Here is a 10,799-nt window from a genome sequence, read left to right as displayed (position 1 = left end):
TGCGGCAATCTTGCTTTGCGCCCCCCCGCCGCCCCCGGTCCGCCCCTTGAACTGGTACCCGCGGGGGGCCCGACGGTCGAACGACCGTCGGCCCCACTCGTCGCCACAGCGGAAATACTGCCCTGACCTGCGCCTACAGCACCGGCAGGTTCTTGCGGAGCTCGAAGGCGGTGACCTCGCTGCGGTACTCCTCCCACTCCTGCTTCTTGTTGCGGAGGAAGAAGTCGAAGACGTGCTCGCCGAGCGTCTCGGCGACCAGTTCGCTGCGCTCCATCAGGGAGATGGCCTCGCCGAGGTTCTGGGGCAGCGGCTCGATGCCCATGGCGCGGCGTTCGGCGTCGGAGAGGGCCCAGACGTCGTCGTCGGCCCCGGCGGGGAGTTCGTAGCTCTCCTCGATGCCCTTCAGGCCGGCCGCCAGCAGGACCGCGTACGTCAGGTAGGGGTTGGCGCCCGAGTCGATGGAGCGGACCTCGACGCGGGCCGAGCCGGTCTTGCCCGGCTTGTACATGGGGACGCGGATCAGGGCGGAGCGGTTGTTGTGGCCCCAGCAGATGTAGGAGGGGGCCTCGCCGCCGGAGCCGGCGGTGCGGGTGGAGCCGCCCCAGATGCGCTTGTAGGAGTTGACCCACTGGTTGGTGACGGCCGAGATCTCCGCCGCGTGCTTCAGCAGGCCCGCGATGAAGGAGCGGCCCACCTTGGAGAGCTGGTACTCGGCGCCCGACTCGTAGAAGGCGTTGCGGTCGCCCTCGAAGAGGGAGAGGTGGGTGTGCATGCCGGAGCCGGGGTATTCGGAGAACGGCTTCGGCATGAAGGTGGCCTGCACGCCCTGCTCCAGCGCGACCTGCTTCATGACCAGGCGGAAGGTCATGATGTTGTCGGCGGTCGACAGGGCGTCGGCGTAGCGGAGGTCGATCTCCTGCTGGCCGGGCGCGCCCTCGTGGTGGCTGAACTCGACCGAGATGCCCATCGATTCGAGCATGGTGATCGCCTGGCGGCGGAAGTCCATGCCGACGTTCTGCGGGGTGTGGTCGAAGTAGCCCGAGTTGTCGGCCGGGGTCGGGCGGCTGCCGTCGAGCGGCTTGTCCTTCAGCAGGAAGAACTCGATCTCGGGGTGCGTGTAGAAGGTGAACCCGAGGTCGGAGGTCTTGGCGAGGATGCGCTTGAGGACGTACCGCGGGTCCGCGAAGGACGGTGAGCCGTCGGGCATCAGGATGTCGCAGAACATCCGGGCCGTCCCCGGCGCCTCCGCCCGCCACGGCAGGATCTGGAAGGTGCCCGGATCAGGCTTGGCGATCATGTCCGACTCGTACACCCGGGCGAAGCCCTCGATCGCCGAGCCGTCGAAGCCGATGCCCTCGTCGAAGGCCTGCTCGAGCTCGGCGGGGGCCACGGCGACGGACTTCAGGAAGCCGAGCACGTCCGTGAACCACAGGCGCACGAAGCGGATGTCGCGCTCCTCGAGCGTACGGAGTACGAATTCCTGCTGCTTGTCCATTTCCACACCCATCCTCGCTGATCAGGCCAGCATGCCACCACACGGTTTCGTGCACGTTGCGAACCCATAGTGCCTGGACCTCTGTGGCGTAGGTAACGGAGGCCTCGCAGACTGGTTCCATGGACCGTGGCGCACAGGAGCTGCCCGGCGCCGGCGAGCCGCCGGCCTGGGTGCGGCTGCTGCCCTGGCTCACGATGGTCCTGCTGGTGATCGTCCAGCTGACCACGCCCAGGAGCGTGCAGCTGGGTTTCGCGTTCGCCGTGGTGCCGCCTCTGACGTCGCTGCTGTACGGGATGCTCGGCACCGCCCTGGTGGCGTGCACCATGTTCGCGCTGCTGCTGATGCCCACCATCCGGGCCGACGACGTCACCTACGGCGACCTGCTGGCGTTCGTGCTGATCGGGGTGGTCAGCGTGGTGCTGGCGGGCCTACGGGTCCGGCGGGACGCGCAGCTGGTGTCGGTGCGGACCGTCGCGGAGGCGGCCCAGCTCGCCGTGCTGCCGCCGATGCCGGAGCGGGTGGGGCCGGTGCGGTGCGGGGCGCTGTACCGGGCCGCGGAGCGGGGCACGCTGGTGGGCGGCGATCTGTACGACGTGCAGGACGGGCCGTTCGGGGTGCGGGCGATCGTCGCCGATGTGAAGGGCCACGGCCTGGCGGCGGTCGGTACGGTGTCGGCGCTGCTGGGCACGTTCCGGGAGGCCGTGCTCGACGAGCCGGAGCTGGCGGGGATCGCGGGGCGGCTGGACCGGCGGCTGGTGGTGGATTCGGCGGGACGGGGCGACACGGAGGTGTTCGCGACCGCGGTGCTCATGGAGTTCCCACCGGGCGGCACGGTGGTGCGGGTCCTCAGCTGCGGCCATCCGGCGCCGCTGCTGATGGACGGCGGCGGGGCGCGGGAGGTGGAGCTGACGCCGGGCGCGCCGCTGGGGCTGGGGCTGGTGGAGTTCCGGGCGCCGGAGGCGGTGACGGTGCCGATGCGGCCGACGGACGTGCTGCTCGCGCACACGGACGGGGTGACGGAGGCGCGGGACGCGACGGGCGCGTTCTACCCGCTGGCGGCGCGGCTGGCGACGTGGACGCGGCCCGCCTCGCCGGTGGAGCTGGTGCGGGCGGTGTGGCGCGACCTGTCGGCGTACGCGGGCGAGGTGGCCGACGACGTGGCGCTGCTGGCGCTCAGTACCCCGGACGGCGCCCGGGGCTGACCCGGCGATCCGTCCGGCCGGCACCCGGTACACCGGACGGCCGTGGCTGACCGGGCGGTCCGCCCATTAACATCAGCGCCCATGGGGGGCCACGGGCTCATACGCATCGCGCGTCCCATGGCGCTGATCGGCGCCGTGGCGACGCTCGTCGCCGTGCTCGTCGTCTGTCCGGCCCCGCACGGTGGTGCGGAGGGCCGGCACGGGGGCCACGAGCGGGCGGTCGCCGAGCACACGGTCACCGAGTACTCGTGTCCGTACGACCGGGGTGACTGCGGGCTCTTCCCGTACCGCACCCCCGCCGTCCTCACCGCCCCGCCCCTCGACCCGCCGCCCCGGACGGACGACCTTGTGCGGGCCGGGCTGCACGCGCAGACCGGCCGCCCCGCCGCCTCCGGGGCACGGCCGCGCGCACCGGATCTCCATGTCCTCCAGGTTCTGCGGACCTAGGCGGCCCGCCGCAGTCCCGGATGCAGTGACCACCTCCACTCCCCCAGAAGGAACCCCCACCATGGCTGCCAACCGATCCTCGACCGCCGACCGCCGCGCACGAATAGAGCAGATGCGCCGTGCGGAGCAGGCCCGCGAACGCCGCAACCGCATCATCACCATCTCCGTGAGCGCGCTCGTGGTCGCCGGTCTCGTGGGCTTCGGCGGATACGTGCTGAACAAGGAGAACAAGGAGCAGGAACAGCAGGAGGCGGCGGCCAAGGCGCCCATCGAGGACGAGAAGTCCTGGGACGCCAAGAAGCTGGGCCGCAACCACGTCACCAAGCCCGTGACGTACCCGATGAAGCCCCCGGTCGGCGGCGACCACGACCAGGTGTGGCTGAACTGCGACCGGGACGTCTACAAGAAGCCGGTCCCGGAGCGGAACGCCGTGCACTCGCTGGAGCACGGCGCGGTGTGGGTGACGTACAACGACAAGGCGCCCGCGGCCGAGGTGAAGAAGCTGGAGGAGAAGGTCGGGAAGACCTCGTACTCCTTCATGAGCCCGGTCGAGGACCAGCCCGGCGCGATCATGCTGAGCGCGTGGGGCAAGCAGGTCACGGTCGACAGCGCCGACGACCCGCGGGTGGACGCCTTCTTCACCAAGTACGTGCAGGGTCCGCAGACGCCCGAGCCGGGCGCGGCGTGCACCAACGGGCTGGACCCGCAGTGACGCGTACGCAGGTGACACGTACGCAGTGGGCGGCGGTCACCGCGGTGGTGCTCGCGCTGCTCTTCGCCGGGGCGGCGACGGTCGCGTCGGCGGGCCCGGAGACGGAGCCCCGTGCCACTGCCGCGCCGGCGGCGGATTCGGCTGACGCCGGGTTCGCGCGGGACATGTCGGTGCACCACCAGCAGGCGGTGGAGATGTCGTTCATCGTGCGTGACCGCACGAAGGACGAGGAGGTGCGCCGCCTGGCGTACGACATCGCCAACACCCAGGCCAACCAGCGCGGCATGATGCTGGGCTGGCTGGACATGTGGGGCCTGCCGAAGGTCGCGCCGGGAGTCGAGCCGATGGCCTGGATGGGCATGCCGTCCCACGGCTCCTCGCACTCCGGCGGGCTGATGCCGGGCATGGCCACGGCGGCCCAGCTGGACCGGCTGCGGGCGGCGAGCGGCAGGCAGGCGGAGATCCTGTACCTGCGGCTGATGACCGCGCACCACAAGGGCGGGGTGCACATGGCGCAGGGCTGCGCCGACAAGTGCCGGCCCGGTGTGGAGCGGGATCTGGCACAGGGGATGGTCGACGCCCAGGAGTCGGAGATTCTGCTGATGGCGGACCTGCTGAAGGCGCGCGGCGCGAAACCGTAGCGTTCACGATCGCGGTCGCAGGAGCGGTGTGCGGCCGCCCCGGGGTCCCGGGGCGGCCGTACGGCGCCGCAGCGGTCGCGGGGTGGTGGGGGCGCGACGAGAATGGAGGCGCTCGGGGACCGACGTACGGCGCTATTTGGCGTTTTCGGAGGAAACGAACCCCATGACCACCGCCAAGGACATCATGCACCCCGGAGCCGAGTGGCTCCCCGCACACGAGACCCTCGACCGTGCCGCGCAGCTGATGCGCGACCTCGATGTGGGCGCGCTGCCCATCGCCGACGAGAACGAGCGGCTCTGCGGCATCCTCACCGACCGCGACATCGTCGTCGGCTGTGTGGCCAAGGGCCACGACCCCGCGCGGATCACGGCGGGCGAGATGGCGAAGGGCACGCCGCGCTGGATCGACGCGAACGCGGACGTGGAGGAGGTCCTCCGTGAGATGAAGGGCCACCGGATCCGCCGGCTCCCGGTGATCGAGAACAAGCGCCTGGTCGGCATGATCAGCGAGGCCGACCTCGCCCGTCACCTGTCGGACGCGCAGGTCGCCGACTGGGCGGAGAAGGTCTACGAGAAGCGCTGACCGCCCGCCTCACCCCGTGCACGGGTGCACGGGAGGCACGGTCACAGGGGGCGTGACGCGTCAAGCGCGTCACGCCCCCTGTGCGTGCGGCGCCCGCGTCGGCGCCGGTGCGGACTCCGGTGCCGGTGCGGGCGCGGATGCCGGTGCGGGCGCGGGCTCCGGTGCCGATGCGGGCGCGGATGCCGGTGCGGGCGCGGGTGTCGGTGCGGGCGCCTGGGCCAGCACGGCGCCGGCCAGGACGTGCGGCTGGTCCAGCATCATCAGGTGGCCGGATCCCGGCACGGTCGCGAAGCGGGCGCCGAGCAGGTCGGCGAGGGCGTGCTGGCGGCTGGTCCAGCGCCGTGAGTCGGGCGCGGCCAGCACGGTGACGGGCACGCCCGGTGGGAGGGGGCGGCGCTCGCGCAGGGCGAGGAGCTCGGCGGCGACGGCCCGGTAGTGGGTGTTCTCCAGGAGGGCGCCCTTCAGCACACGGGAGGTCGCGTAGCAGCGGCGTACCAGGTCGGCGGGGGCCGGGTCGGGGGCGAGGCCCGGTCGGGAGAGGCGGACCACGGCGCGGCGGGTGAGCGGGCCGAGGGCTGCGGGCGCCCCGGTGGCGGACAGCGCGGCGGCCACGGTGCGCGCGAGCGCGGTACGGACGGCGGGGGCGGCGGGCACGCGCGCGTGCTCCTCGACGGAGGTGTCGACGAGGACGACGCCCGCGGTACGGCCGGGGTGCAGCCGGGCGAACGCCTCCGCGTGGAACCCGGCGATGGAGTGCCCGACGACGGTCGCGGGGCCGGCCAGGCCCAGCGCGTCGAGGACGCCCGCGATCCGGTGCGCCTCACCCGCCGCGGACGGCGCCACGGCGGCCGGGCCGCTCCGGCCGTGGCCGGGGCGGTCGAAGCGGACGACGGTGCGGTGCGGGGCCAGCAGCGGGACGACCGGGTCCCAGTCGAACCAGCTCATGGCGAGCCCGGCGCTGAGCACACACACCGGGCCGCTGCCCTCGACGACCACATGGTGGGGTACTCCCCCGACCCTTACGAAGCTCACCGTCTCGTCCCCCTCGCCACCGATGCCACCGGCACCGCGAACCACCCTGCCACGAACACCCGGCCCCGGGGAGCCGCCCCACCTCGCCGAACCACCCGGCGGGACCCGCCCGCCCGGCGGACCAACCGCGCGGACCAACCCGGCCAACCACCCGCGCGGACCACCCGCCCAACCGCGCGGACCACCCGGCGAACCACCCGCCCACCCGCGCGGACCAACCCGGCCAACCGCCCGCGCGACCAGCCCGGCGGCCCGGCCCCGCCGCCCGCCCCGATCCCCGCGGAACCCGGGCGCGCCGGGCGGCGTGGGCCGGGCCACACCCCGGCCTCCAGGACATCGCGTCGCTCTGACGATTACACTGACCGCGTGCCTCAACTACGCCTCGCCCTGAATCAGATCGACTCGACCGTCGGTGATCTCGCCGCGAACGCCGAGGCGATCGTGCACTGGACCCGGCACTCCGCCGAGCAGGGAGCGCACCTGGTCGCGTTCCCCGAGATGGTGCTCACCGGCTACCCCGTCGAGGACCTGGCCCTGCGGTCGTCCTTCGTGGAGGCGTCCCGCAGCGCGTTGCGGGCGCTCGCCGCGCGCCTCGCGGACGAGGGCTTCGGAGAGCTTCCGGTCGTCGTCGGCTATCTGGACCGCTCCGAGAAGGCCCAGCCCCGGTACGGCCAGCCCGCCGGCGCGCCGCAGAACGCCGCCGCCGTGCTGTACGGCGGTGACGTGGTGCTGTCGTTCGCCAAGCACCACCTGCCGAACTACGGGGTCTTCGACGAGTTCCGGTACTTCGTGCCGGGCGACACCATGCCCGTCGTGCGGGTCCGCGGTGTCGACGTGGCGCTCGCCATCTGCGAGGACCTGTGGCAGGACGGCGGCCGCGTCCCGGCCGCCCGCAGCGCGGGCGCGGGGCTGCTGGTGTCGATCAACGCCTCGCCGTACGAACGGAACAAGGACGACGTCCGCCTGGAGCTGGTGCGCAAGCGCGCCCAGGAGGCCGGCTGCACCCTGGCGTACCTGGCGATGATCGGCGGCCAGGACGAGCTGGTCTTCGACGGCGACTCGATCGTCGTGGACAAGGACGGGGAAGTCGTGGCCCGCGCCCCGCAGTTCGTCGAGGGCAGCGTGATCCTGGACCTCGACCTGCCGGCCGCGTCCGCCGACGCCCCCACGGGCATCGTCGACGACGGCCTGAGCATCGACCGGGTGATCCTGTCGGAGGAGCCGCTGCCCGCGTACGAGCCGGAGCTGACCGGCGGGTACGCGGAGCGGCTGGAGGACGACGAGGAGGTGTACACCGCCCTGGTGGTGGGCCTTCGGGCGTACGCCGCGAAGAACGGTTTCCGTTCCGTGCTGGTCGGCCTGTCCGGCGGGATCGACTCGGCGCTGGTCGCCGCGATCGCCTGCGACGCGCTGGGCGCGCGGAACGTGTACGGCGTGTCGATGCCGTCCAAGTACAGCTCCGACCACTCCAAGGGCGACGCGGCCGAGCTGGCGCGCCGCACGGGGCTGAACCTCCGCACCGTACCGATCGAGCCGATGTTCGACGCGTACATGGGCTCGCTCGGTCTGACGGGCCTCGCGGAGGAGAACCTCCAGTCACGGCTGCGCGGCACGACGCTGATGGCGCTCTCCAACCAGGAGGGCCACATCGTGCTCGCGCCGGGCAACAAGTCTGAGCTGGCGGTGGGTTATTCCACGCTGTACGGCGACTCCGTCGGCGCGTACGGGCCGATCAAGGACGTGTACAAGACGTGGGTCTTCCGGCTGGCGCGGTGGCGCAACCGGGCGGCTGAGGAGCGGGGCCAGACCCCGCCGATCCCGGAGAACTCCATCTCCAAGCCGCCGAGCGCCGAGCTGCGCCCCGGCCAGGTCGACACCGACTCGCTGCCGGACTACGACGTCCTGGACCGGATCCTGGAGCTGTACGTGGACCGGGACCAGGGCAAGGACGCGATCGTCGCCGCCGGGTTCGACGAGGAGCTGGTGACGAGGACGCTGCGGCTGGTGGACACGGCGGAGTACAAGCGGCGCCAGTACCCGCCGGGCACCAAGATCTCGGCCAAGGGCTTCGGCAAGGACCGGCGTCTGCCGATCACGAACCGCTGGCGCGAGGCGACGACGGGCTGACGCCCGCCCGGTCCTCGGCGAGGGGGCTTCCCGCGACGACGCGGGAGGCCCCCTTCGCCGTACGGTCCATGAGTCCGGCCGTGACGGCGACGGCCAGGCCCGCCACCGCCAGGGCCGCGCCGACCAGCGTCGGCGAGGTCCAGCCCCAGCCGGCCGCGATGGCCGTGCCGCCGAGCCAGGCGCCGCCCGCGTTGGCGAGGTTGAACGCCGAGTGGTTGGAGGCGGACGCCAGGGTCGGGGCGTGCCGGGCCTTGTTCATGACCAGCATCTGGAGCGGGGTGGTGGTCATGAAGCCGACCGCGCCGAGCACGGCGACCGTCACCAGGGCGGCCCACTGCACGTGCATCGTGAAGCGGAACGCGACCAGGACCAGCGCGAGCGCGGCGAGCGACCCGTACAGCGTGGGCCGCAGCGCCCGGTCGGTGAGCGGGCCCGCGACGAGGGCGCCGAGCGTCATGCCGATGCCGAAGAGGGCGAGGACGAGCGTGACGGACGACTCGCCGAAGCCCATGACCTCGGTGGTCATCGAGGCGAGGTACGCGTAGACGGCGAAGACGCCCGCGAAGCCGAAGACGGCCGTCAGCAGCCCGAGCAGCACCTGCCGGTCGCCGAGCGCCCGCAGTTCGCGGCCGAGGCTCTGCCGGTCGTCGACGGGCACGTACGGGACGAGCCGCGCGAGCGCGGCCATGGCGACCAGGCCGATCACCGTGACGACCAGGAACGTGGCGCGCCAGCCGAGGTGCTGGCCGAGCAGGGTGGCGGCCGGTACGCCCACGATGTTGGCGACGGTCAGACCGAGGAACATCGTGGCGACCGCCCGCGCCTGACGCCCTTCCCGCACCAGGCGGGCGGCGACGACCGCGCCGACGCCGAAGAACGCGCCGTGCGGCAGGCCGGCCAGCACGCGCGCGGCGACGAGCGTGCCGAAGCCGGGGGCGAGGGCGGAGGCGAGGTTGCCCACGGTGAACAGCGCCATCAGCAGCAGGAGCATCCGCTTGCGCGGGATCCGGGAGCCGAGGGCGGTGAGCAGCGGGGCGCCGATGACGACGCCGATCGCGTACGCCGAGACCAGGTACCCGGCGGTGGGGACGGAGGTGTGGAGGTCGTCGGCCACGTTGGGCAGGAGGCCCATCATGACGAACTCGGTCGTGCCGATGCCGAAGGCGGACACTGCGAGCGCGAGGAGCGCCAGGGGCATGAGGGCAGGGCCTTTCCAAACGTGGACGTGCTTAAGTTCCCTTACTGAACAAATCGTCTCACGTCGATTGTTCCCGCCCCGCCCGGCCGGATCAGAGGGTGACGCGTGCCGCGATCGGCAGGTGGTCGCTGTCCGTCTCCGGCAGCGTCCACGACGCGACCGGCTCGACGCCCTTCACCATGATCTGGTCGATCCGCGCCATCGGGAACGCGGCCGGCCAGCTGAAGCCCATGCCGTCACCGGCCGCGCCCTGGGTGGAGCGCATCTGCGACGTGACGGCGTTGAGCGACCGGTCGTTCATCGTGCCGTTCAGGTCGCCGAGCAGGATCACGTTGCCCAGGTCCTCGCGGACGATGGCCTCGCCCAGCGCGTCGGCGCTGTCGTCGCGCTGGTTGGCGGTGAACCCGGCGTTCAGCTTGACCCGCACGGACGGCAGGTGGGCGACGTACACGGCGACCTCGCCCTGGGGCGCGGCCACGGTGGCGCGCATCGCGCGGGTCCAGCCCATGCGGATGTCCACGGGGCGGCTGTCCCTCATCGGGTGCTTGCTCCACAGGCCGACCGTGCCCTGGACGGAGTGGTACGGGTACGTGTCGGCGAGCGCCTGCTCGTACACCGGGACCATGCCGGGCTTGAGCTCCTCCAGGGCCACCACGTCCGCCCCGGAACCGGCGATCTGGCGGGCGGTGCCCTCGGGGTCGGGGTTGTCGGCGTTGACGTTGTGCGTGACGACCATCAGGTCGCCGCCGGAGCCCGACTTGTCGGTGACGAGCCCGCCGAAGAAGTTGAGCCAGATCACGCCCGGCAGCAGGGCGGCGATCAGCGCGGTGGCCGAGCGGCGCAGCACGGCGGCCACCAGGATCACCGGGACGAAGACGCCGAGCCACGGCAGGAACGTCTCGGTCAGGCTGCCCAGGTTGCCGATCCTGTTGGGGATCTGGGCGTGGAAGACCATCAGCAGCGCGAGCAGCACGGCGGAGCCGGCGAGCAGCGTGCCCCGGCGCCAGATGCCGGGATCGTCGCGCCAGCGGCCGAGCACCGACCGGATGCGGGATCCGGTGCGCCGATGCTCCTGCGCGCTGCCGTTCCCCGTGTCCGTCATGTCCACCCGCGCCATGCCGCCGTCCTCACTGCCTTGCTCGTCGTGCTCTGTCGTACACCCCGCCCCGGACCCGACCCTAGGGGATCGGGGGACGGCCGTACTGCCACGAGGACGAAGAGGCGGCGCGGCGGGTTCCGGGCGCCGGGGGCGGAGCGCGGGCTGTGACAGAACGCGCACAAACGGGGCCGGACGGGCGCCCGGAGAGTTGACCGCGCACCCACTTCCCCCCACGCGGCACGAAGTGCCACCATGGACGTGGT

At 72.5% G+C, this 10,799-nt stretch carries 10 protein-coding genes; 6 read left to right on the top strand and 4 right to left on the bottom strand.

Annotation, left to right across the window (positions count from 1 at the left end; translation table 11 throughout):
- Positions 1–133: 133 nt before the first annotated feature.
- Complete coding sequence (locus ABT360_RS23505; protein WP_084897179.1) at positions 134–1,495, bottom strand: glutamine synthetase family protein; 1,362 nt, start codon at positions 1,493–1,495, stop codon at positions 134–136.
- A 119-nt stretch (positions 1,496–1,614) separates the two neighbouring features.
- Here ABT360_RS23505 and ABT360_RS23500 point away from each other — a divergent pair, with 119 nt between their 5' ends.
- The 5 genes from ABT360_RS23500 to ABT360_RS23480 all read left to right on the top strand — a co-directional run bounded on the left by ABT360_RS23500 (position 1,615) and on the right by ABT360_RS23480 (position 5,080).
- Entirely contained in the window at positions 1,615–2,697 is a 1,083-nt protein-coding gene (locus ABT360_RS23500) for a PP2C family protein-serine/threonine phosphatase (protein WP_351819806.1), read from the top strand.
- A gap of 81 nt (positions 2,698–2,778) precedes the next feature.
- The gene (locus ABT360_RS23495) at positions 2,779–3,144 is read left to right on the top strand and encodes a hypothetical protein (protein WP_351819803.1); all 366 of its coding nucleotides are present in this window, start codon (positions 2,779–2,781) and stop codon (positions 3,142–3,144) included.
- Positions 3,145–3,205: 61 nt separating this feature from the next.
- The gene (locus ABT360_RS23490; RefSeq protein ID WP_351819800.1) at positions 3,206–3,856 is read left to right on the top strand and encodes a DUF3105 domain-containing protein; all 651 of its coding nucleotides are present in this window, start codon (positions 3,206–3,208) and stop codon (positions 3,854–3,856) included.
- An 11-nt stretch (positions 3,857–3,867) separates the two neighbouring features.
- Positions 3,868–4,497, top strand: coding sequence for a DUF305 domain-containing protein (locus ABT360_RS23485; protein ID WP_351819797.1), 630 nt, complete (start codon positions 3,868–3,870; stop codon positions 4,495–4,497).
- Between the two features lie 163 nt (positions 4,498–4,660).
- Positions 4,661–5,080: a CBS domain-containing protein gene (locus ABT360_RS23480; RefSeq protein WP_351819794.1), complete on the top strand. Its 420-nt coding sequence runs from the start codon at positions 4,661–4,663 to the stop codon at positions 5,078–5,080.
- A gap of 69 nt (positions 5,081–5,149) precedes the next feature.
- On the opposite strand, the gene ABT360_RS23475 is transcribed toward ABT360_RS23480, so the two are convergent.
- On the bottom strand, positions 5,150–6,112 hold the full coding sequence (locus ABT360_RS23475) for an alpha/beta fold hydrolase (RefSeq protein WP_351819791.1): 963 nt from the start codon (positions 6,110–6,112) through the stop codon (positions 5,150–5,152).
- A 366-nt stretch (positions 6,113–6,478) separates the two neighbouring features.
- On the opposite strand from ABT360_RS23475, the gene ABT360_RS23470 reads away from it, so the two are divergent.
- Entirely contained in the window at positions 6,479–8,239 is a 1,761-nt protein-coding gene (locus tag ABT360_RS23470) for an NAD+ synthase (protein WP_351819788.1), read from the top strand.
- Here ABT360_RS23470 and ABT360_RS23465 read toward each other — a convergent pair.
- Both ABT360_RS23465 and ABT360_RS23460 read right to left on the bottom strand, forming a co-directional pair.
- Positions 8,205–9,437 carry an MFS transporter gene (locus ABT360_RS23465; protein WP_351819785.1) on the bottom strand — a complete coding sequence of 411 codons (1,233 nt, stop codon included), beginning with the start codon at positions 9,435–9,437 and terminating at the stop codon, positions 8,205–8,207. The genes ABT360_RS23470 and ABT360_RS23465 overlap by 35 nt on opposite strands.
- A gap of 91 nt (positions 9,438–9,528) precedes the next feature.
- Entirely contained in the window at positions 9,529–10,554 is a 1,026-nt protein-coding gene (locus ABT360_RS23460; RefSeq protein ID WP_351819782.1) for an endonuclease/exonuclease/phosphatase family protein, read from the bottom strand.
- Positions 10,555–10,799: the final 245 nt, after the last annotated feature.

The sequence above is a fragment of the Streptomyces sp. NPDC000229 genome, from assembly GCF_040300825.1.
Taxonomy (GTDB): Bacteria; Actinomycetota; Actinomycetes; order Streptomycetales; family Streptomycetaceae; genus Streptomyces.
This window is presented reverse-complemented; position numbering and strand designations above follow the sequence as displayed.